The 23,522-nt window shown below is 30.4% G+C and carries 21 protein-coding genes; 12 read left to right on the top strand and 9 right to left on the bottom strand.

The window, feature by feature from the left end; genetic code table 11:
- Position 1: 1 nt before the first annotated feature.
- The 5 genes from B4J88_RS02330 to B4J88_RS02310 are packed head-to-tail and all read right to left on the bottom strand — an operon-like array spanning position 2 to position 5,322.
- Positions 2-1,294: an O-antigen ligase family protein gene (locus B4J88_RS02330; protein ID WP_291066155.1), complete on the bottom strand. Its 1,293-nt coding sequence runs from the start codon at positions 1,292-1,294 to the stop codon at positions 2-4.
- On the bottom strand, positions 1,272-2,321 hold the full coding sequence (locus tag B4J88_RS02325; protein ID WP_291066153.1) for a hypothetical protein: 1,050 nt from the start codon (positions 2,319-2,321) through the stop codon (positions 1,272-1,274). The genes B4J88_RS02330 and B4J88_RS02325 overlap by 23 nt, the downstream gene beginning before the upstream one ends.
- Positions 2,314-3,051, bottom strand: coding sequence for a glycosyltransferase family 32 protein (locus tag B4J88_RS02320; RefSeq protein ID WP_291066151.1), 738 nt, complete (start codon positions 3,049-3,051; stop codon positions 2,314-2,316). The genes B4J88_RS02325 and B4J88_RS02320 overlap by 8 nt, the downstream gene beginning before the upstream one ends.
- On the bottom strand, positions 3,048-4,367 hold the full coding sequence (locus B4J88_RS02315) for an oligosaccharide flippase family protein (RefSeq protein WP_291066149.1): 1,320 nt from the start codon (positions 4,365-4,367) through the stop codon (positions 3,048-3,050). The genes B4J88_RS02320 and B4J88_RS02315 overlap by 4 nt, the downstream gene beginning before the upstream one ends.
- Complete coding sequence (locus B4J88_RS02310) at positions 4,348-5,322, bottom strand: hypothetical protein (RefSeq protein ID WP_291066148.1); 975 nt, start codon at positions 5,320-5,322, stop codon at positions 4,348-4,350. Before B4J88_RS02310 ends, B4J88_RS02315 begins: the two co-directional genes overlap by 20 nt.
- Positions 5,323-5,476: 154 nt before the next feature.
- On the opposite strand from B4J88_RS02310, the gene B4J88_RS02305 reads away from it, so the two are divergent.
- The 9 genes from B4J88_RS02305 to B4J88_RS02265 all read left to right on the top strand — a co-directional run bounded on the left by B4J88_RS02305 (position 5,477) and on the right by B4J88_RS02265 (position 15,749).
- On the top strand, positions 5,477-6,073 hold the full coding sequence (locus tag B4J88_RS02305; RefSeq protein WP_219034099.1) for a thymidine kinase: 597 nt from the start codon (positions 5,477-5,479) through the stop codon (positions 6,071-6,073).
- The gene (locus B4J88_RS02300; RefSeq protein WP_291066146.1) at positions 6,060-8,525 is read left to right on the top strand and encodes a bifunctional UDP-N-acetylmuramoyl-tripeptide:D-alanyl-D-alanine ligase/alanine racemase; all 2,466 of its coding nucleotides are present in this window, start codon (positions 6,060-6,062) and stop codon (positions 8,523-8,525) included. Before B4J88_RS02305 ends, B4J88_RS02300 begins: the two co-directional genes overlap by 14 nt.
- Positions 8,526-8,581: 56 nt before the next feature.
- The gene (locus B4J88_RS02295) at positions 8,582-8,860 is read left to right on the top strand and encodes a DUF7683 domain-containing protein (protein ID WP_280049806.1); all 279 of its coding nucleotides are present in this window, start codon (positions 8,582-8,584) and stop codon (positions 8,858-8,860) included.
- A 63-nt stretch (positions 8,861-8,923) separates the two neighbouring features.
- The gene (locus B4J88_RS02290) at positions 8,924-11,128 is read left to right on the top strand and encodes a patatin-like phospholipase family protein (RefSeq protein WP_291066143.1); all 2,205 of its coding nucleotides are present in this window, start codon (positions 8,924-8,926) and stop codon (positions 11,126-11,128) included.
- A gap of 4 nt (positions 11,129-11,132) precedes the next feature.
- Positions 11,133-11,558: an rRNA maturation RNase YbeY gene (gene ybeY, locus B4J88_RS02285; protein WP_221854019.1), complete on the top strand. Its 426-nt coding sequence runs from the start codon at positions 11,133-11,135 to the stop codon at positions 11,556-11,558.
- A gap of 54 nt (positions 11,559-11,612) precedes the next feature.
- Positions 11,613-13,484, top strand: a complete 1,872-nt coding sequence (gene mnmG / locus B4J88_RS02280; RefSeq protein ID WP_291066141.1) for a tRNA uridine-5-carboxymethylaminomethyl(34) synthesis enzyme MnmG — start codon at positions 11,613-11,615, stop codon at positions 13,482-13,484.
- Position 13,485: 1 nt separating this feature from the next.
- Positions 13,486-14,379 (top strand): class I SAM-dependent methyltransferase, encoded by an 894-nt coding sequence (locus B4J88_RS02275; protein ID WP_291066139.1) that lies wholly within the window; start codon positions 13,486-13,488, stop codon positions 14,377-14,379.
- A gap of 126 nt (positions 14,380-14,505) precedes the next feature.
- The gene (locus B4J88_RS02270; protein WP_114998594.1) at positions 14,506-15,021 is read left to right on the top strand and encodes a lipocalin family protein; all 516 of its coding nucleotides are present in this window, start codon (positions 14,506-14,508) and stop codon (positions 15,019-15,021) included.
- Between the two features lie 26 nt (positions 15,022-15,047).
- Complete coding sequence (locus tag B4J88_RS02265; protein WP_291066137.1) at positions 15,048-15,749, top strand: OmpA family protein; 702 nt, start codon at positions 15,048-15,050, stop codon at positions 15,747-15,749.
- 71 nt (positions 15,750-15,820) lie between these two features.
- On the opposite strand, the gene B4J88_RS02260 is transcribed toward B4J88_RS02265, so the two are convergent.
- The 4 genes from B4J88_RS02260 to B4J88_RS02245 all read right to left on the bottom strand — a co-directional run bounded on the left by B4J88_RS02260 (position 15,821) and on the right by B4J88_RS02245 (position 20,102).
- A complete protein-coding gene (locus B4J88_RS02260) occupies positions 15,821-16,912 on the bottom strand; it encodes a hypothetical protein (RefSeq protein ID WP_291066135.1) in 1,092 nt (363 codons plus the stop codon).
- Positions 16,913-17,065: 153 nt separating this feature from the next.
- Positions 17,066-17,779, bottom strand: a complete 714-nt coding sequence (locus B4J88_RS02255; protein WP_291066133.1) for a pirin family protein — start codon at positions 17,777-17,779, stop codon at positions 17,066-17,068.
- Positions 17,780-18,120: 341 nt separating this feature from the next.
- On the bottom strand, positions 18,121-19,074 hold the full coding sequence (locus tag B4J88_RS02250) for a 2-hydroxyacid dehydrogenase (RefSeq protein WP_291066131.1): 954 nt from the start codon (positions 19,072-19,074) through the stop codon (positions 18,121-18,123).
- Between the two features lie 155 nt (positions 19,075-19,229).
- The gene (locus tag B4J88_RS02245; protein ID WP_291066129.1) at positions 19,230-20,102 is read right to left on the bottom strand and encodes a diacylglycerol/lipid kinase family protein; all 873 of its coding nucleotides are present in this window, start codon (positions 20,100-20,102) and stop codon (positions 19,230-19,232) included.
- Between the two features lie 111 nt (positions 20,103-20,213).
- Between B4J88_RS02245 and B4J88_RS02240 the strand changes: the two genes are divergently transcribed.
- From B4J88_RS02240 to B4J88_RS02230, 3 genes are read left to right on the top strand one after another with little or no spacing between them, the layout of a single operon-like run.
- On the top strand, positions 20,214-20,642 hold the full coding sequence (locus B4J88_RS02240) for a SufE family protein (protein ID WP_038336207.1): 429 nt from the start codon (positions 20,214-20,216) through the stop codon (positions 20,640-20,642).
- Between the two features lie 29 nt (positions 20,643-20,671).
- Complete coding sequence (locus tag B4J88_RS02235) at positions 20,672-22,522, top strand: monovalent cation:proton antiporter-2 (CPA2) family protein (protein WP_291066127.1); 1,851 nt, start codon at positions 20,672-20,674, stop codon at positions 22,520-22,522.
- Positions 22,503-23,507: a glycosyltransferase family 9 protein gene (locus B4J88_RS02230; RefSeq protein WP_286495669.1), complete on the top strand. Its 1,005-nt coding sequence runs from the start codon at positions 22,503-22,505 to the stop codon at positions 23,505-23,507. The genes B4J88_RS02235 and B4J88_RS02230 overlap by 20 nt, the downstream gene beginning before the upstream one ends.
- Positions 23,508-23,522 lie beyond the last annotated feature (15 nt).

Raw genomic sequence — 23,522 nt, 5'->3', positions numbered from 1 at the left:
ATTAATTATTATTTACTCTTTTGTATTTAATACTTTTAAAAAATAATACAGGTGTTGCTGTAATAACTATTAAACTAAACCAAATTGCACTATAAACAATACCTTGAAAACGAATTAGAAAATCATCGAACAAATTGGAAAATAAAAAGTTTAAGACAAAACACAATCCTATTAAATTTTTTGATAAAAAACTTATTCTAAACATTGTAAAAAAATAAAATAGTAAACCTACAAATCCAATAATCCCAAACCTTAAAAAGTAATCAAAGAATTGATTATGTACGGGAAATTTATATTTAGCGAGAAATTGTTGATTTGTATCTTTAAAATACTCAACAAGTTTTTCTTTTGCATTAGCAGAACCATAACCCGTAAAAACTCTTTTATAACCTAATTCAGTAGCTGATTTCCAAATACTCACTCTTGTCACCAAAGCATTATGTAATACATTGTCAGGATTTTCAACCTCATCCAATCTTCCTATTTTATCCATATTAGCAAATGTAACTTTAGAGTATTTTTCTTTCATATATGGATTTGTAGCAAAAGCAGTAAACAATATTATTGCTGTTAAAACAACAAAGGATATCATAGCATATATACTCTTTTTATTGTACTTCTTATAAGCATAACTAAATACTACAATAAAACAACATATAATACAGCTACCTAAAGCAAGACGCGTATTTATAATAAATAAAGAGATTACACTCATGATTAAAAATGATATATTCATCAATATTTTTTGTGGATAGTTTTTCAATAAAAAATATAAGTTTAATACAACAACAAAAGCAATATGCATATTCACTACAGGTGCATGATTCCCAAAACTATTACTAATAACATATCCCATTTCCCAAAGATGAATTCCTCTCACATATTTAGAAACATATTCTGGTGCAATAATCAAAAATCGAATCAACAGAATAACAATAAGAAGAGTCATAATCTTTCGATATAAATCTGATATTTTATAGATTGAATAACCTTTTGGATTCATCAAAATAAAAAAAGGAAAGATAAAAAAAGAAATAACTTTTTCTATCGGTTTTAACAACTTACCTGATCCTATATTATTCCATAGAAACAATATTTCTAATAAAAAAGGAAGTGTTAAAACGACTAATACAAATAAGTATTTAGTATTAAATTTCAAATATTTATAGTTAAATAAATTAAATCCTGCAAAAACAAAAATAAGTAGCGTTGACACTGATCTAAAAAATAGTGTGCATAAAATAACAACTAAAAGATAATTGTTTATTAGATTAAATTTTTCTTTTGAAATCATCATAATAAAATAGATAATAAATTATTGGTAAAATTCCTATTTTATGGCGTATAGCTGAACCTAAATCTGGTTCAAAAATTCCTTGAATAAATAAATAACTCAGTAGCAAACACATTACCCATAATTCTTTTTTTCGTTCAGGAAAACTTTTTAATAAGAACCCAAAACGTATAATGATTATCCATGTAAATAGGAGCTGCCAAATAACAAAAGCCATTACTTGCGGCTTATAAAAGAAACGAAGAGCATTTATAGGAAAATTAACTGTTACAAATCCATAAAATGTAGCAAAAGCTTCTGTAAATATATTTGTCACAGGAATTGGAGAAAGAATCATTGTATTAGCATTTTCATCACCATTTTCAAGTCGTAAGAAATTTAATTTTTCTCTTGACATCTCAGATAAATATTCTCCCTTTCCAAGTTTAAAAATTAATGAGAAAAAAATTAAAACACTTAGACCTAAAAAAAAGGACATAATCCACCTATTTGTAAATTTTATCTTTGTTATAGCGTAGACTGAAAGTGCTATAAAAGGCATAAATGCAAAATAGGGGCGAAAGAAACCTCCAAAGATGATAAATAATATAGATGAAAATAATATAGCAACACCAAATGAAAAATACTTGTATTGAAAAAGATAAACAATAATTGCTGCAAAAATGAAGGTAATAAATTCTTTAGAAGGCTGTCCTATAAAAACACTAACCATAAGAAATGATAAATAAATAAGACAATTTTTAATATTAATTTGTGCAAAACGATTTGGTATACCTATCAGCCATAGCAAAAAAAATAATATTGGAAGCTGAATTAATGCAACTATACTAAATGGAAGTTTTCCCAAACCAGTAATCCAATAAAAAAGCATTGTAAAAGGATAACTTCCTATAAGTCCTTTTTCGTTATATAGATCTAATACAATAGGTCTTGCATCCGCATAAAATCTTTCTGGTAAAACAAAAGGGAATATTAAACCAAATAAAACACAAATTATTACTATTAATATAAATTGTATTTTATTCATTATTAGTTATTTTATTAATCGTATCAATCATTTTTCTTGTTCTTTTAAAACCCATAATAAAAATTAAAATAAATTTAATTTTTTGAATAATTTTATGACTTAATGATGTCCAAGATTGAGAATAGTGATGAATAGTATGAGTATTATCTGTTACAGTCATTTTTCTTGTATCAAAGTGTTTAGGAGAAAAGTAATCTCTAGGATAAATCGTTAATTTATCATCATAATTATTAATCCCTTCTTTTGTGATAATATTTTTACTATTTAAATAATCAGTAATTATAATAACATTAGGTGTTAAATCATATTTATTATCAGATAATTTAAACCTTATTGTATCGTATAAGTCAATAATCTCATTAATAAATACAGCATTTTTACAAGAACCTATAACTGCAGTACCGACCAATCGATTTCCTTCAAACCCCATAAATACCTTATGATTTAAAAAAAGATCAAGACTCTTAAGAATTTCCACATCAGTATCCAAATAAATCCCTCCAAACTCTCTTAATACAAATAATCTACAATAATCTGATACAAATGCATACTTCTTTGCTTTATAAGCTTCTCTTGTATAATGATGTTTCATGACGTCGAAATTATCTTCAGACCATTTTATTATTTCATAATCTGGCATTATTTTTTTCCATGTCTCAATATAATTGATTACATCTTCTGGAATCATATTTCCTCCAAACCAACAATAATGAATAATTTTAGGAATCATAATGTATTTAATTTACTTGATTTAATAAAAGTTATAAAAGACACAATATTCCAGAATAATAAACTAACCACAAAAGATATGGCACTTCCTATCATCCCATATTTTGGAGTTAAAATTATATTAAAAATAATATTCAATAACGTAGCAAACAATAATATAAATTGAAACCTATTTTGTTGACCAATCATATTGAGTGTAATTGCTGTAGATCCAAAGAAAGAAGCAATTATTTGTCCTATTAATAAAATAATCATTGGATAATATACTTCTAAATAATTTTGTCCAAAGAATAATAGAACTTTCTTTCCAAATAAAATAAGAAAAATACCTATTGGAATATTCATAAAACAAATAATTTTACGACTTTTATTTAATATTTCTTTTAGCTCATAAGTTTTATTAGAATGATAAAACTCAGATATTTTAGGAGCAATATTGATATTAACGGCTATAATAACCATTGAAAGAATAGTTAATAATTTTATCGCAATAGAATAATAAGCAACTGATTCACTCCCAAAGTATTTCTTTAATAGCATAATATCAACTGATAGCATCACAAAAAAACATAATCCACTTATAGCCATTGGATACGATTTAATAATAATTGATTTTATCGAAACTAAAGAATCATCAAATTCTATTTTGTGATAATTTTTAAATCTATCTTTCTTATTAATATCAATTAAAACAACTATTGTAGATATAATTGACAAAATAATAAATCCATATATATAAAAATCAATAAGCCAAATAGAATCACCTGTATATAATAGAATCATACTCCCTATAATTACAATTGAATATTTAAGAATATTTCTAAATATTTCTGACAAATTTATATAGTTTAATGCTCTAAGCATTTCTGTATTGAAGATTGTAACACTATAAAAAAAACACAAAAAAACAGACTTTTTTATATAATTGTAAATTAAATGATCTCGGTTATAAAAATCTAATATTAAGTCTTTTGGTAAAATGATAAATATAAAAACCAAACATAAAGATGATATAAATATCAATTTAAGAATATTGAAATATAATTTACTTAAACTCATTTCCAAAGAATTGCTAGAAGTAAGTTTTCCTATGAAGTATAAGATAGATTGTTCAGTTCCTAAAACAGTTAAACTACCTATTATTAATAAAAAAGTTCTTATTAATTCATAATCTCCAACAACTTCAGGCTTATAATTATTCGTTAAAAACAATGTGAAGCCAAATAACAACAATATACCTATAACTCTTAGTATAAGTGTTATTATTACTTGATTTAGATCTCTACTTTTGAATATTTCATTTAACTTTTTTAGCATTTTCTTCTTTAGAGATTCGATCATATTTCTTATAAAAACTCTTTAGATAATACCCCATAAAGTATAGTCCTAATAAAAAAAGAGGTAATAAAATAGCAGCTTTTAAATATATTTTTGGACTACTCATATTATCATATGAAACATTAATTGGATATATTATTTTTTGAGCTTCAACAAGTTTAACATCAATTTTAGAAATTTCGTCTACATAAGACTTCTTCAAATCGATTACATTATTTAGTTGATCATAAGTATTAATATTAAAATCTTTAGTAGAGGTCTCAGTCCCATTATTTCCTAATTTATCTAAAATATTATTGATTTGATCAATAGATTTTGTAAGCTGAATTTTACTATTTTGCAAGTTTGAAACTTCAGACTTTTGCCTTTCAAGAAAATATTTTGAGTTATTTAAATTATCAAATAAATACTGAACAATTTTAGTCGTGTTTTCCTTTGATTTAGTAGTGACAATGATATAATGTACTTTATTAATTTTAAGAATATCTTTATCTTTTAATATGGTTTCAAACTTTTCTCCATTATCTGACAAGACTTTCAAAAATTCTCTATTTTGATTATTATCAATAAAAGATTTTACATCAACAATAGGTTTAATTTCGATGTCTACAATATTTTTTAGATAATTCTCTTGTTCCTTATTCTTAGGAATATTAGATTTAAAATTTTCAATTTCGTTGTATAAATACTCTATACTATTGAAGTTAGGAATAACAAAAATCTCAGTTTTATAGGTTGTTCTGTAGTATTTATCAACTACGTAACCTAAAACCAAACCTATGATTAACAAAGATAAAATGACTACAATATTCTTGATAGAAAATTTTAATAGTCTAAAGAAAAATAGCCCTATGTTTTGAAACAATTGATTTAGTTTTCTTCCCAAATAAACCAAATCAATTTCTTGGGAATTATTTTCTTGAGAATTACTCATAAATTAAAAATCATTAATATTTTAATATACACTATAGTTGAAACGCAAATTTCCTACATTTCTTATACAAAATGCTTTATTTATATTTTTTAATTTTCTCATCTAATTTATTCCGTAAATTTGTTCTCACATTTTAATCTAAATTATTTGAACTATGTTCCTCGAAAATACCTTTAATCATAACAAAAAAAGTGGATGGATAGAAGTCATCTGTGGCTCAATGTTTTCTGGTAAAACCGAAGAACTTATACGCCGTCTAAAACGTGCCGAATTTGCCAAGCAACGTGTCGAAATCTTCAAACCTACGGTAGATACGCGTTATGCTGACCGTGAAGTCGTTTCGCACAATCAAAATTCTATTACATCAACACCTGTTGAATATTCTTCAGCAATTTTATTATTGGCTGATGATTGCGATGTGGTAGGAATTGATGAAGCACAATTTTTTGATGACGGAATTGTAGACGTGGCCAATCAATTGGCCAATGAAGGTAAACGCGTTATTGTTGCTGGTTTGGATATGGATTTTAAAGGTCGTCCTTTTGGTCCAATGCCCAATTTAATGGCGACTGCCGAGTATGTAACAAAAGTGCATGCAATCTGCGTTCGTACAGGAAATTTAGCCAATTATTCGCACCGAAAAATTGACAGTGATCGCCTTGTTGAGCTTGGCGAAGTACTAGAATACGAACCATTAAGCCGAGTTGCTTTCTGGGAAGAACATAACAAACACAAAGTTGAAAACTTATAATCTAAATCAAATAGCAAGTATCATCAACGGTACTTTGATTGGAAATGGAGACGAAATCATCAATCAAATTTTCTTTGATTCGCGCATGATTGTCAATCCAATTCACGGAATTTTCTTTGCTTTTCACGGAAACCAAAAAGACGGACATTTGTTTTTGCAAGATGCTTATCAAAGAGGAATTCGAAATTTTGTCGTAGAAAAAGCGTTGACAAATTTGCCTCATGCAAATTTTATCGAGGTTGAAAATCCGCTACTTGCTTTGCAAAATTGGGCAAAAATTCATCGCAAACAATTTCATTTTCCTGTGATCGGAATTACCGGTTCCAATGGAAAAACGATTGTCAAAGAGTGGTTGAATCAATTGTTATGGAAAAAATTCTCGATTGTTCGTAGTCCCAAAAGTTACAATTCTCAATTCGGAGCAGCACTTTCTGTTTTGCAAATGGAGGAGAAAAACGATTTGGGTATTTTCGAAGCGGGAATTTCGATGCCAAATGAAATGCAAAATCTCGAAGAAATTATTCAACCAACAATTGGTGTGTTGACAAAAATCGGAGAAGCGCATTTAGAGAAGTTCAAAAATCAAGATGAATTGATTCATGAAAAATTGAAACTATTTTCTCATGTTGATAAATTAGTTTTCAATATTGAAAATGAAAAAGTGCATCAAGCTATTCTTGAAAACGCCCATTTAGCAAAAATAGATAAATACACTTATGGTTACTCAAATTCTGCCACTGTACAAATCAAGCAAATCATCAGTAATCAGACAAATACACAAATTTCTATTTTACATAATCAAGAAGAATTCACTTATGCGATTCCTTTTATCGATGATGCTTCGATTAAAAATAGTTTAATTTGCTTAACGACTTTAATCAGTTTAAATATTGATTATAAACAACTTAAAAATGAATTTGGTCAACTTCTACCAATCGAAATGCGTTTGGAAATTAAAGAAGCGATTAATCATTCAATTTTAATTAATGATACCTTCAATTCTGATCTAAATTCATTAAAAATTGGTCTAAATGTGTTAAATCAACAACCACGCGACAAAAAATCGTTGGTATTGACGGATATTTTACAAAGTAACTTATCTGATCACGATTTATATCAACAAGCGGCAGATTTAGTCAACCCTTATCATTTTGATGAAATAGTTTTGATTGGAGAAAAAATTTCTCAGTTCAAACATTTATTCAAATCTTATGTTCGTTCATTCAATTCGACTGAAGAATTCTTAGAACAATTCCGTCATCAAAATGTCGACAACGAAGCTATTTTATTAAAAGGTGCTCGTCCGTTCAAATTAGAAAAAATTTCGAATGAATTAGAAACACGTTCCAACGATTCTGTTCTCGAAATCAATTTGCAACACCTTATCGAGAATATAAATGTGTACCGTTCGTTACTAAAACCTACCACAAAATTGATGTGTATGGTGAAAGCAAATAGTTATGGAACAGGAAGTTTTGAGGTGGCAAATACCTTACAAAATAACGGTGTCGATTTCTTAGGCGTAGCAATTGCAGACGAAGGAAAAGAATTACGCGAGGCCGGAATTACCGTTCCAATTATTGTGATGAATCCTGAACAGAGTAGTTATTCAACGGTTATCGATTATCAGTTAGAACCAGAGATCTATAGTTTGCGCGTCTTGAAACTATTTATTCAGAAACTACAAGAAAAACAGATTTCTTCGCCTTATCCAATTCACCTAAAAATGGAAACGGGTATGAATCGTCTTGGTTTTCATGAAGATGATTTCGAAGAGTTAATTGCAATTCTAAAAGATAATTCACATGTTTATGTTCGCTCAATTTTCACGCATTTAGCAACTGCCGATATGCCAGAGCAGGAAGATTATGCGAAATATCAATTAGAACGTTTTGATAATAGTTATGCGACAATTACAACTGCTTTAAACATAAAACCAATCAAACATGCATTAAATTCTCCTGGAATTGTAGCGTATGGAGAACATCAATATGACATGGTTCGTTTAGGAATCGGAATGTATGGCTACTCTGAATATACCGATTTTATGGAGAAATATTTGAAACCTGTTGTGCGTTTCAAAACGGTAATTTCTCAGATTTCAGAGATTGAAAAAGGCGAAACTGTAAGCTATGGTCGTCGTTTTACAGCGGAGCGTCATACCAAAATTGCAACCTTGCCTGTTGGTTATGCAGACGGAATTCGTCGTTCACTTGGTTACGGAAAAGGAAAAGTAGGTATCAACGGGCATTTGGCTACAATTACCGGAACCATTTGTATGGATATGATGATGGTTGATGTTACCGATATTCCATGTAAAGAAGGTGACGAAGTGACTATTTTTGGAAACTCGCCAACTTTAGCTAACGTTACCGAATGGTTAGGAACAATTCCTTATGAAGTCTTAACTTCGGTTTCCCAACGTATAAAACGCGTTTATTACAAAGAATAATTTATTGAAAGAGTTACAGAAAAGTAGCTCTTTTTTTGTAATTTAAAAAAAAATAAATGGATAAAATAATTAGATTAATTGAAGAGTATAATAATTCTGACGATTCTCTGAACAATGAATTCGAATTAGAAATAACATCTGAACAGATTCTTCTTTATTTAAATGATTTTATCCTAAATAAGGATGATTATCCATCAGAAATTTATGATTCATATCCACTTTCTGTTTCACAAATAGAAAAACTAAAGCCTTTTCTAAAACTAAATAAAGCTTTTTCTGCAGACTTTTCGAAATTTTCATATTATTTAAGTTGTTATGAAAATAATGTAGAATAGGTTAAACAATTCTACAACTTAGATTCAAAATTGCTATCTTTATTCCTCAATTTAGATCAATTTATGCGCAGTCTTTTTGCTTTCATTTTCATTATTTCAACCATTTCTTTTGCACAAGAAACGAAGAACGATTCAACGCGTCTAAAAGTGGGTGTTGTATTGAGTGGTGGTGGCGCAAAAGGCTATGCACATGTTGGCGCTTTGAAGAAAATTGAAGAAGCTGGAATCAAAATTGATTACATCGGAGGAACAAGTATGGGTGCGATTATCGGTGGATTATATGCCGCTGGATATACACCTGACGAACTCGAGAAAATCATGCATCAATTGGACATTTCTTCATTGATTACGCAAAATAAAGATCGTGCAGAGATTCCTTTTTTCGAGAAAGCATACAAAGAAAAATACATCTTAGAATTACCTTTTGATAAGTTCAAATTAACGATTCCAAATGCCATTTCAAAAGGTCAAGGTCCGCTTGATTTATTGACTTATTTATTGCGTCCAGTTCATGATATTGATGATTTCAATAAACTTCCAACACCTTTCGTCTGTATCGGAACCGATCTCGAAACTGGAGAAGAAAAAGTCTTTCGTTCAGGATTTTTACCTCGCGTTATTTTGGCTTCGGGCGCTTATCCAACAATGTTAGATCCTGTTACAATTGATGGTAAAATATATGTTGATGGCGGTGTTGTCAACAATTTCCCCGTGAAAGAAGTGAAAGATATGGGTGCTGATATTATTATCGGTGTAGAATTGGGTGATGGTTTACAAAAACGTGATGATCTAAATTCTGCTATTGATATTTTGAGTCAAATTATGACGATGAGTATCGTTAAAAAAACGGATGAACAAAAGAAATTAGTCGATTTATTGATTAAACCAGAGTTAAAAGAATATGCAGTTACAAGTTTTGACGAAGTAGATTCTATTTACAATCGTGGACTTATTGCTTCTGAAAAAGTATATGATCAACTCAAAGAAATTGCAAAAAAACAGCATGCTTCAAACAAAACTCGAAACGAAATTAAACTTGATGATTATGTTTTGGTGAAAGAAATTGAAGTTGAAGGATTGAAGAATTTCAACACAAATTATATCGAAGGTAAGCTAAGAATTCGTACACCTGAAATTATAAAATATGATGATTTAAAAGCTGGAATTTCGAAATTGTATGCTTCCGGAAACTTTAATAATATCACGTATAAAATCTCAGAACTTAACGATGAAGAAAATTTATTAACGTTAAAAGTTCAAGAAAATAAGACCAAACAATCAATCCGATTTGGATTACATTACGATGATTTATTCAAAACAGGATTACTTTTAAACTTTACTTCAAAGAATTTATTCGTCAAAAACTCTGTGTTTTCTGCCGATGTTGTGGTTGGAGATTATGCACGATATAACATCAATTTTTTCATTGATAATGGTTATTTACCAAGTATTGGTTTCAATTCTTTTTCGCATTATTTTGACAAAGAAATTGATCTAAGAAACTTCTTTGACCAGGATAATATCTACAAAAAAGTCAATTATAACTTTAGAGAATACATCAATCAACTCTACATTCAATCAACGATTAAAGAAAAATTTGCAATTGGCGTTGGATTAGAGCATCAATACACAAAAGTTTTCACAAATAATTTTATTGCTTCTAATGACGAATTTCCTACAAAATCCGAAGGTTATTATTGGAAAGCGTATGGATATATTAAAGCAGATAATCGAAATAATGCAAATTTTGCGCGTAGTGGTTTAAAATTTGATGGAAGCTTTAAGTATTTGTTTGATTCTAATGTAACTGGGTTTGAAAATAACTATTTGTTAGAATCGAGTTTAGAGGCAAATTTTCCGTTAAATAATTTCCTAAGTTACAGATTTACTGCTAACTTTGGAACCTTTTTCAACGATAATGTAACAATGCCTCAGAAGTTTTATATCGGAGGTTATGTTGAACAAGATTTTTTAAATTACACCAAGTTTTATGGGCTTCCTTTTGGCTCTGCGATTGGCGACAATCAATTGCTTTTTGGCTCTCATATCCAAGCTCGAATTTTGAAAAATCATTACACAAGTCTATTTATGAATATTGCAAATATCACAGATAGATTTGAGCAATTAAGTTTAACAGATTACAAATATCTTGGGTATGGCGTTACTTATGGTTACGATAGTCCATTAGGACCTTTAAATTTTATTTGGAGTTATTCGCCTTACACAAAAAAAGGATTATTTAATTTAAGTTTAGGTTACTGGTTTTAGAACAATGATAGAATTATTTTACGAAACAGATTTTGAGCTAAAAGATGCTCAAACTTGGATAGATTGGATCGTAGAGAGCATGAAGAATGAAGGGAAAACAATAGAAGATTTAAACTATATTTTCTGTGATGACGAATACTTACTTCAAATTAATCGACAATATTTAGACCACGATTATTACACAGATGTTATCGGTTTCGATAATTCTATTGAAGACGAATTGATGGGTGATATTTTTATTAGCGTTGAACGAATCAAAGATAATGCAGAGCAAAATGGTGTTTCTTTTGAGAACGAATTAGCTCGTGTTGTTATCCACGGAATATTACATTTTGCTGGTTATATGGACAAAGAACCAGATGACAAAGAATTGATGACTGCTAAAGAAAATCAATATTTAGAAACGTTTAGTAGTTATCTAAATCAATAATGTTCCACGTGGAACATTTATTATTTTAACAAGAAAAATAAGTTTACAAATCAAATGATATTTCAATCAGAATATGATGTAATTGTAGTTGGTGGTGGTCATGCTGGTGCAGAAGCAACAGCGGCAGCAGCCAATTTAGGAGCAAAAACGCTTCTCGTTACAATGAACTTACAAACAATCGGACAAATGTCTTGTAATCCTGCTATGGGAGGAATTGCAAAAGGACAAATTGTTCGCGAGATTGACGCTTTAGGTGGATACTCTGGTATTATTACCGACAAAACTGCGATTCAATTCAAGATGTTGAATCAATCAAAAGGTCCAGCAATGTGGTCTCCACGTGCGCAATCAGACCGTATGCGTTTTGCAGAAGAATGGCGTTTATCTTTAGAGAGAACAGAGAATGTTGACTTCTTTCAAGATATGGTGAAAAATTTAATCATCGAAAATGGTAAAGTTTGCGGAGTAATTACAGCCATGGGAATGAAAATTCGTTCTAAGTCTGTTGTACTTACAAATGGTACTTTCTTGAATGGTTTAATTCATATTGGAGAAAAACAATTTGGAGGTGGACGCATGGGAGAATCTGCTGCTTTCGGAATTACGGAACAATTAGTTGATTTAGGTTTCGAAGCTGGACGAATGAAAACAGGTACTCCTCCACGTGTAGATGGTCGTTCTATCGATTATACGAAAATGGTGGAGCAACCAGGTGATGAAAATCCTTCAAAATTCTCATATACAAATACACAAAAATTAACAAAACAACGTTCTTGTTGGATTACTTATACGAATCAAGAAGTTCACGATTTATTGCGCGAAGGTTTTGATCGTTCTCCAATGTTTAACGGAACAATTAAATCAACAGGACCAAGATATTGTCCATCTATCGAAGATAAAATTAATCGTTTTGCAGACAAAGATCGTCATCAGATTTTTGCTGAACCGGAAGGTTGGCACACGATGGAATTCTACATAAATGGATTCTCAACATCTTTGCCAGATGATATTCAAGCAAGAGCTTTACGTTCTGTTCCTGGTTTTGAAAATGCAAAAATGTTACGTCCAGGTTACGCCATCGAATATGATTATTTTCCACCAACACAGTTAAAACATACGCTAGAAACTAAGTTAATTGATAACTTATATTGCGCTGGTCAAATTAACGGAACAACAGGTTATGAAGAAGCTGCTTCTCAAGGTTTGATGGCGGGTATAAATGCTGTGTTGAAAATTCAAGGAAAAGATCCATTTATCTTAAATCGTAACGAAGCTTATATAGGAGTTTTAATCGACGATTTGATTACAAAAGGTACAGAAGAACCTTATCGTATGTTTACGTCTCGTGCAGAATATCGTATCTTATTGAGACAAGATAATGCGGATGAACGTTTGACAAGAAAAAGTTTTGAACTTGGTTTAGCTTCAGAAGATCGTTTGAGAAGAATGGAAGAAAAATTTGACAAAGCTGAAAAACTTGTTAATTATTTCGAAGAAAATTCCATCAAGCCACAAGAAATAAATGATGTAATTGAAGAGCGCGAAGGAACACCTTTGAAACAACCAAACAAAATGATTTCGGTTATTTCTCGTCCTGAATTAAAGCTTTCTGATTTCACAAAATTAGATCGAGTAAAAGAGTTTATTGAAACGAATGAATACGATCAAGAAGAATTAGAGCAGACAGAAATTCAGATCAAATACAAAGGCTATATTAAGAAAGAACAACAGAATGCAGATAAATTGCATCGTTTGGAAAATCTAAAAATTCCAGCTGATATAGATTATCATGTCTTTGGTTCGATGTCGATAGAAGCTCGTCAAAAATTAACAAAAATAAAACCTGCGACAGTAGCACAAGCATCAAGAATTAGTGGTGTATCACCAGCAGATATTAGTGTATTATTAATTTACATGGGAAGATAATATGGAAAATGTTCCACGTGAAACATCTCAAGAAAATCCTTCAAAAGAAGGATTTTCTGGTATTAAGAAATTAGATTTAAAAGATTATTTTTTAACAGGAGAAAAATTTGAGATTTACGAAGATTCAGAAACTGAAGTTTTGTATACTCTCCCCCAACCTATCGAAAATTTAGGAAAGTATTACGAAAGTAAAAATTACATTTCTCATACGGATGGAAAGAAATCAATTTTCGAACGTTTTTATCAAATGGCAAAATCAATCAATTTAAATAATAAATTAGAATTGATAAATAAAGTTTCAAATGGTAAAAATATTTTGGATTATGGTTGCGGCGTTGGAGATTTTTTAGAACATCTACAAAAAAATGGTTACGATGTTTTGGGAATGGAACCAAATGATTCGGCAAGACGAATTGCTCAATCAAAAGTTGGAATCGAAAAAGTTACTTCTACAGAATTAGAACAGAATACAGAAAAGTATGATGTGATTACCTTGTGGCATGTTTTAGAACATATCCCTAATCTGAAAGAAATAATTACAGAACTAAAGAAACATTTAACAAAAAGTGGTATCTTAGTAGTAGCTGTCCCGAACCACCAATCGTATGATGCTAAATATTATGGTGAACATTGGGCGGCTTATGATGTACCTCGTCATTTATGGCATTTCACAGAAACCAGCATGCGAAAGTTATTTAGCAACTTTGGTATGAAAATTGAGTCTATCCACCCGATGAAATTAGATTCGTTTTATGTGAGTCTACTATCTGAAAAATATAAAGGTAATAAGTTAGGTTTTATCAATGCGCTTAGAATTGGTTTGAAGTCTAATGCTCAAGCTAAAAAAACAGGTCAATATTCGTCTTTAATCTATATTATTAAAGCTGAAAATTAAAATAAGCGTTTTTAAAGAATGATTATCTAATCAGACGTATTAGAAATCGTTTTTTTTCTAAAACTTTATTAAATCTAATTTATAAAAGCCGTTTTTTAAGATTAATAATAGATAAAATAAATAGCTATGAAAAAAAGTATTTTATTATTTGGGATATGCGCTTCAGCATTTTTAACTTCTTGTGCATCTACAACCGTTGCAAAACAAGAAATACAAACAGGTAAAGAAGTAAGAGGTGCATGGACTTTGACAAATGTAGACTACCAAGGTTTAACAACAAACGAGGTACAAGGTAATGTAAAAGTTACTGATGCAGTTGCGAAAGTTTTTGACACAGCAAATCCAGAATGTTATGAAGGTTCTACTTGGAACTTAGTTCAAAACAACAAAAAAGGAACATACACTTTCAACAATGCAGGTGGAGATTGTCCTTCAGGAACGGCTAACATTATTTGGGATTTACAACAAGATGGTTCTACAACTTATTTCATCTTCAAAGATGTTACAGGAATCAAAGCGAAACAAAATACAGCAGGATATAAAATGCGTGTAGATTATGTTGATGCAAATTCGATGAAATTGGTACAAGATATCAATGCAAACGGAAAAATTGCTCAAGTGATTTATAACTTCGTACGTTAATCAACAATTTAAAAAACTTAGAAATTATGAAAAAAATAAATACTAAAATAGCCGCAATTGTATTAGGAGGTTCATTTATTATGTCTTCTTGTACAGCTGTACAAAATGCAAATAATACACAAAAAGGTGCTGGTATTGGTGCTGTTGCTGGTGGTGTTATTGGAGGAATCTTAGGTAATAATATCGGTAAAGGTGGTAACACTGCTTTAGGTGCCGTAATTGGTGCTGCTGTAGGTGGTGCTGCTGGTGGTGTTATTGGTAACAATATGGATAAACAAGCGCAAAAAATTGAGCAAGTTTTACCAGGTGCAGAAGTTGTAAGAACGGAAGAAGGGATTAACTTAATTTTAGATGAAAACTCTAAAGTTACTTTTGATTACAACAAAGCTTCTTTAACTGCTGTTGCTAAATCTAACTTAGATAAATTAGTAGAAGTTTTCAACGAATATCCTGATACAGATTTATTAATCGTTGGGCACACTGATAACGTAGGATCTCAAGGTTATAATTTACCATTATCTCAAAAACGTGCACAATCTGTAAAAGATTATTTAGTTTCTAAAGGTATTGCTTCTTCTCGTTTAACATCGAAAGGAAAAGGTTTAGAAGAGCCAATTGCTGATAATACAACTGCAGAAGGACGTGCTCAAAACCGTCGTGTAGAAATTGCGATTACTGCAAACGAAAAAATGAAAGCGGACGCTGCTAAAGAAGCTAACGGACAATAATTCATTTCAATATAAAACAAGAAAAGCGTTCAGAATCTGAACGCTTTTTTTATGTTTAATAAGTTTGAGAATTATTTAAAATTAACCACAAACCATTTATTATTGATCTTTTCTAAAGTCACTTGATACGTCTTAGATGATTGGTCTTTTAAATTTGCATTCACTTCAACCAATGCAACTTTTTCATCTGCATCTAACACTTTTGCATCATTAATTGTTGCTTGCTCTAAATTCTTAATTGATTCATCAGAAGAAAATTTTTGGAAAGTATTCCATTCGCCACTTCTTGTCAACGCAAAAGCACCAGAATAATTTTTCTTTGATAAATTTGTCATAAAACGATTCGAAAGAGATTTTACCATTCCAGCTTCTTTACTTACATGTGCAGGCGTACTTTCAACCAAAAGAGAATCTACAACCTCAGCAGCACCAACTAAATTCAACGGAACTTTTATCGCTTTACGATTCGTTAAATATCGTTCAGAATTCGGAATTCGAACCAAAATATCTAATCGATCACTCTTAATTTTAGAAGCATCTAATGACGAATATTTAATATTAATTGTATTTTTTCTGTACAAATCATCCATAGAATTTGGATCAATTGTAGAACGAAATGTGTACACAATACTACCTGAATTAAACACTTCTATCGTTGCCGTTACAGCTTTATCCAACTGAATTTCCTCTCCTTGTGCATTGTAGAAAAAAGGAGAAATTGAGATTCCTGTATCATCTTGTTTTAAACTAAAATCGAAACGTTGTACATTAGAAGTCGGTTCAGCAGGCGTTTCTACAGTTTCAATTGCACCTGATTTTGGAATTCCATTCACCAAAGGAACTTGATTTCTATTCCATGTAAATTTATTTTGTAACGCGACTTTTTCAGCAATATCAAAAACCTCATCTACCGTTTTTCCATCTAACAACGTACGCACAATTCCCCAACGCGATTCATTATCCATTGATTGACTTGTGTTATACTCGAAAATAATCTGTAAAGCTTCCTTAAATTTATCTTGTTGCATAACAGGCAAAGCCTTCGAAATTTTGTCTACCGTTTCACTAAAAGTTTGCGCAGATGTAGAATCAATTTCAATGTTATCATTTTTACAACTGATAATCATTAAAGCGAAAGAGGCAATGATGAATAAACGTTTCATATAGTATAGATTAATACGTTTTGAGTTAAAGTTTTATAAACAGTAAATATACTAAATACTTGTGTTGATAATGGTATTTTTTTAACAAAAAAAAGCAAATTCCATTTCTGAAATCTGCTCTATATATAAAACAACTAAAACTTGAAAAAAATTCTAAATATCCATAGGAACTTCGATTAACATCAAGCGAGAATCTTTTGCTACATTAAACGAAAACTCGTTTGTATCTTTAATCTCGATGACATCTCTTCGTCCTAATTTGTTTCCATCAAATTCAACTTCTCCTTCCACAACCATAAAGAAAACGCCATTTCCTTCTTTTTGTACTTTGTATATTTCTTGATTATCTTCTGTATAATTTCCTAAAAAAATCCATGCATCTTGATGAATCCAAACTCCTTGATCATCTGCATTTGGAGAAAGAACTTGGTATAATTCATTTTCTTTTGCTACTTCACGAACAGAAATTTGTTGATAACGAGGCTCAACATTCATTTTATTTGGAATAATCCAAATCTGAAAAAAATGTCCTTCTTGGTTTTCATAAGCATTCATTTCACTATGAAAAACTCCCGTACCAGCGCTCATTACTTGTACATCCCCAGACTCAATTACAGAACCAGTTCCCATTGAATCTTCGTGAGAAATTCCTCCTTTTGTAGGAATTGTAATAATCTCCATATTATCATGAGGATGTTTTCCAAATCCCATTCCTCCGGTAATTATATCATCATTTACGACACGCAAAGCTCCAAAATGAATACGAGCTGGATCGTAATAATTTGCAAAACTGTAAGAATGTTTAGAGTCTAACCACCCATGATTTCCTCCACCTCTTGATTCTGATTTAAATATTTGGTAATTCATAGTAAATTTATTTTTATACAAATTTAGGGTGCAAAAAAAACTTATCTATTGACATGTGATAAGTTATCAATTAACACACCTAGAAGATGAATAAAACTTTTTTTAAATTATTAACAAAATGTTAAAAATAATTTATATTTTAGCATTCAGTTAACACATGAGACATATATATGCTATCAATTTCAGGCGAATCAACATTTAATGTTATACTTTGGATTCTACTCCAAATCGTTCTTGTTATTATAGTAGCAGTTATTTTGTATAAAGTTTACAAAAAACTTACAAAATGAAAAAAGGTTCCGAAATCTCGGAACCTTTTTAGCTGATATCAATTAATTATTTTATTGATTATTCTTCCAATCAATTATTTTATCACGGATAAATTCTGCTAATTTCACTTTACTTTGATGTGTCCAACCAGCAATATGTGGGGCTAAAACAGCATTATCTGCTTGAATTAAATACTGAAATTCTTCTGGTAACTCAGATGCAACTAATTTCTCAAAACTCGATTTTTCAAATTCTAAAACATCTAAAGCTACTCCTAAAATTTTTCCTGTTTTCATTGCTTCAACCAAATCTTTTGTCACAACAGATTTACCACGCGCTGTATTCACAAAATAAAATGTTTTTTTAAAGTTAGAAATAAATTCTGCATTAATCATTTGCATCGTTTCTGGTGTTTGCGGCGTATGTAAACTTACAACATCAGCTTGTTCAAAAATTTCTTCTAACGAAACTTGCTTCGCAAATTCATTTACTTTATTTGGCAAAATATCATAACAAATCACATTAACTTCAAAACCCTGCAAACGTCTCGCAAAAGCATTTCCCATATTTCCATAACCAATAATTCCAACCGTTTTTCCCTTCAATTCATCACCACGATTTTCTTCACGTTTCCAAATTCCATTACGAACTTCGTTATCAGCTCTGCGCAAATGATGCATCAACATCAACAACATACCAATCGCATGTTCACCTACAGAATCTCGGTTTCCTTCGGGAGAATTGAATAAAACAATGTTATGATCAGCTGCAAACTCTTCGTCAATATTCTCCAAGCCTGCCCCTACTCTACCGATAAACTTTAAATTCGTTGCTTTTGCTAAAAAATCTTTATCAATTGGAAATCTACTCCTTACAATCATTCCATCATATTCATTGATCTTTTGTTCGATGATTTCTTTGGGTGAAGTGTAATCTTCATCAACAATAAACCCTGCTTCGCGAAGTCCATTATTTAGACATTCGTGATTAGAATCGATTGCTAAAATTTTATAAGGCGTATTCATTACTAAAATTTTAATCAAAGTTACAACGAATGCAAGTATTATTATAAAATTGAAGATAAAATTGGTTACAAACAAATCGTTTATAACTACGTTAATAATAGTTTAATTTATTGAAAATGTATGATTTATATTGTTAATTAAATAATAATTGAGGTTTAAAAAATGATTTTTAAAGCATTTGGTATGACCTTAACTTTTACTTGAAGTGAATCGGTATTATGAATCTCTCCATCAAGCTGATACGTAATTGGATTATGATCTAAACTTTCAATCTTGAACTTTTTCACTTTTCGATACTTTGCTTTGTCCAACAAATCAATCTTTTTGGCTAAAACCAGTACAGAAAAATAAAATTGCTCGAAAACATCCAAATCTTCTATCATCAATAAATCCAATTCACCATCAGACAAATCAGCTTTCGGTGTAAAAGAGATTCCATAACCAGCAATGTTAGAATTAGAGCAGAATAGATAATAAAAATTTTTCTCAATAATTACATCATCTATATAAAGTCGAAACAATTTCGATTTATAATTCAACAACGTTTTCACAGATGCATCAAAATATCCAGTAATCGTACGCTTTTGATTTTCTTCATATGTTTTTATAACTTCTGCATCAATCCCAAAACCTAAATTGCTAAAAAAATACTTGTCCTCTACTCTACCAACATCAATTTTGTGAATAGCATTTGATTTGATAATTTCAATCGCTTTGTTAGCATCTTTCGGAATATTAAGATTTGTTGCCAAACCATTTCCAGATCCAGCAGGAATTATTCCCAACGGAATATTTTTTTTCACCAAAGCACTCGCCACTTCATTGATTGTCCCATCACCACCACATGCTACAATCACATCCGAATTTTCTGCAATCGCCTCCTTCACCAATTCTTTTGCATGAAATTGATAAGCAGTTTCTTTCAAAACAATTTCGTCTGAAGAATCAAATTTTGATTGTAAAAAATCGAGCGAAATATCGTGTTTTGCGTTTCCAGAATTAGGATTAACAATGAAAGTGTACTTCATTTTTTGGGAATTGAAATTTATCAAAACACAAAAATAAGAAATCTAAAAGAATCAAGCTATTTAACGTCTTTTTTTGAGGAAAAACTATCAAAAACTTTCTAACTTTGTAGTATGAAAATTAAAGAAATTCAAAACGAAATAGTAGACGAATTCTCATTTTTTGAAGATTGGGAACAACGCTACGAATATTTGATCGAGTTAGGAAAAAGCTTAAATACTTTGCCAGAGGAAGCAAAAACAGATGATAAAATCATCAAAGGTTGTCAATCTTCTGTTTGGTTAGATGCAGAATTGGACGGTGATACAATCGAATTTAAAGCTGATTCTAATGCTATTTTACCAAAAGGAATTGCCGCATTATTGGTGAGAATGTATAATCATCAAACACCAAAAGATATTTTAGAATCGGATACAGATTTTATCAACGAAATTGGTTTATCAGAATTTTTATCACCAACTCGTGCAAACGGATTATTAGCGATGATAAAACAATTCAAATTTTATGCGATTGCATTTCAATCAAAACAAAATAATAGTTAGACACATCATCTAATCAACCTTATAAAATAATGAACGACTTTTTAGGCCAAGCATTTATTTTTCTATTTTCCGCTGTAATCTGCGTTCCTATTTCCAAAAAATTAGGAATGGGTTCGGTTTTGGGATATTTAATTGCCGGAGTTTTAATTGGACCTTATGTGCTAAAATTTGTTGGCAATGACGGAACAGACATTATGCACGCCACAGAATTTGGTGTAGTTATGATGCTTTTTTTGGTCGGATTAGAACTTGATCCAAAGGAATTCTGGAAGATGAAAAATAAAATCATCAACCTTGGTGGAATGCAAGTTTTGGGAACAATAATTATTGCAACTTTAGTCGGAATATTTGCCTTGAAAATGGATTTTTCTTTGGCTCTTTCTATAGCTTTTGCAATAACCATGTCTTCAACAGCCATTATTATGCAAACACTTAGCGAAAAAGGATTGACCAAAACAAACATAGGTAAATCAACTTTTTCAGTTTTGTTGTTTCAAGATATTATGGTAATTCCAATCTTAGCAATTATTCCACTTTTAGTTGGAGATTCCTTGATTCAGTCCATTGGAGATGATTCTAAAAGTTTGTTAGTTGGTGGACCAGCGTTCATGAAAACCTTGGTTATTCTTGGTGCAATTACATTTATTTATGTGATTGCAAAATACATTATTACACCTTATTTCAAGTATGTTGGACAATTACAAGTTCGAGAAATTTACACCGCTTCTGCCCTACTTTTAGTCATTGGAGTTTCAATTTTGATGCAAAAAGTTGGAATTTCTCCTGCCTTGGGAGCATTTATTGCTGGTGTTGTTTTGGCGAATAACGAATATAAACATCAATTAGAAAGTGACATTGAGCCATTCAAATCATTATTATTAGGAATCTTTTTTATTGCTGTTGGATCAACGATTAACTTCAAATTAATTGCAGATAAACCTTTTATGATTCTTGGATTAACATTTGGAATAATGTTAATAAAATCATTGGTTTTATGGTTTATTGGAATCAAACATAAATTTGATTTTGATCAAAAATGGTTGTTCATTTTGCTTTTATCACAAGTCGGAGAATTTGCTTTCGTTATCTTATCATTGACTCGAAATTTAGATATTCTAAATAAAGAATGGTACGATTTGATGTTAGCTACAACTGCGATAACAATGGTAATAACACCATTACTTTTAGTCTTAAATGAAAAATTAATTCTAAAATATTTTGGTGTAAAAACAAAAGTAAAAACAATCATTGAAAACGATAAAATAAATCCACATTCAGCAGAAGGTGAAATAATTATTGCTGGTTTTGGTGATTTTGGAAACACAATTAGTCGTGTCTTGAAAAGCACTGGAATAAAATCGATTGTTTTGGATAATGATAGTGAGCGTGTAGAGAAAATGCGCAAGCAGGGTTTTAATGTTTTTTATGGCGATGCAACAAATGTTAACTTACTAAAATCGGCTGGTGCTGAACATGCAAAATATTTTGTAGCTGCTTTGGATCCGCCAGAAATTAATCAAAAATTAGTTTATATTGTTCGTAAAAACTTTCCGAATTTAGAAATTATTGTTCGTGCAAAAAATCGTAGTTATGCGTATAATTATTTGAAAGATGGTATAGACGAAGTTTATCGAGAAAACTTTTTCTCATCTGTTTACGTTGGTAGACAAATCCTTATAAAATATGGTTTTTCACCTGAAGAAGCGTCTAAAATTGGGGAAATTTTCATAAAAAGTGACCGAAAGTCGTTGCGTAAAATTGCAAAACATGCCGAAAATTCGGATCAATATTTTGAAGCATCTAAGCAAGAATTTGAAAAGCAAATGAAAATGGTTGCAAAAGAAATTAACAATAGGAATAATGGAGAAAACGAATCATAAAAAACTATTAGTTTTACGTTTTTCTGCTTTGGGGGATGTTACAATGATTGCTCCTGTTTTACAAGAGTTTATTGAACAAAATCCTAACATCGAAGTTTATGTTGCTTCGCGCCCTTTTATGGGAAATATTTTCAAGCAATTTCCTCAAATCAAATTTATTTCGGTTGATTTGAACAAAGACTACAAAAGCTTTTTTAGCTTGTTCAAATTATACAAAGAATTAAAACAATATAATTTTGATTATGTAGCTGATTTTCACAACGTAATCCGATCAAAAGTAATTACAACTCTATTCAAACTTAACGGAACAGAAACGGCTACTTTAGATAAAGGTCGTGAGGAGAAAAAAGCTTTAGTCAATCAAAAAAATCGCGTTTTTAAGCAATTAAAATTAACAACTGAGCGCTATGCTGATGTTTTGCGTCAACTTGGTTTTAATATTGATTTAAAGCATAAAATCGAACCAAAATCGATTAAAGAATCTAAATCAATTGGAATTGCGCCTTTTGCAGCCTTTACAAGTAAAATGTATCCAATCGAAAAGATGAAAATCGTTGCGAAGAAATTAGCTGAAAATGGGTACAAAATTTATTTATTTGGCGGTGGAAAAACTGAAATTGATGAATTAAAAACGTGGGAAAGTTTTAATCCAAACATCAAATCTTTAGCTGGAACAATCTCTTTTGAAGAAGAATTACAAGCAATTGCTAAATTAGAAGTAATGATTTCTATGGATAGCGCAAATATGCATTTAGCTTCGTTGATGGGAACACGCACAATTTCTATTTGGGGTGGAACGCATCCATTTGCTGGATTTTTAGGTTATGGACAATCTATGAATGATGTGATACAAGACGAAACGATGAAAATTCGTCCAACTTCTATCTTTGGAAAAGATCCAAAAAAGTTTCAAAATTATGATTATTTTCAAAATTTGAGTGCCGAAGATGTTTATCAACAAATCGTCAATAAATTAGAAAAATAATACTTTTAAAAGCAT

It is taken from the genome of Empedobacter sp. UBA5036, assembly GCF_002415215.1.
In the GTDB taxonomy this organism is placed as follows: domain Bacteria; phylum Bacteroidota; class Bacteroidia; order Flavobacteriales; family Weeksellaceae; genus Empedobacter; species Empedobacter falsenii_B.
Note: the sequence above shows the minus strand (reverse complement) of the source record. Positions and strands in the feature narration are given on the sequence as shown.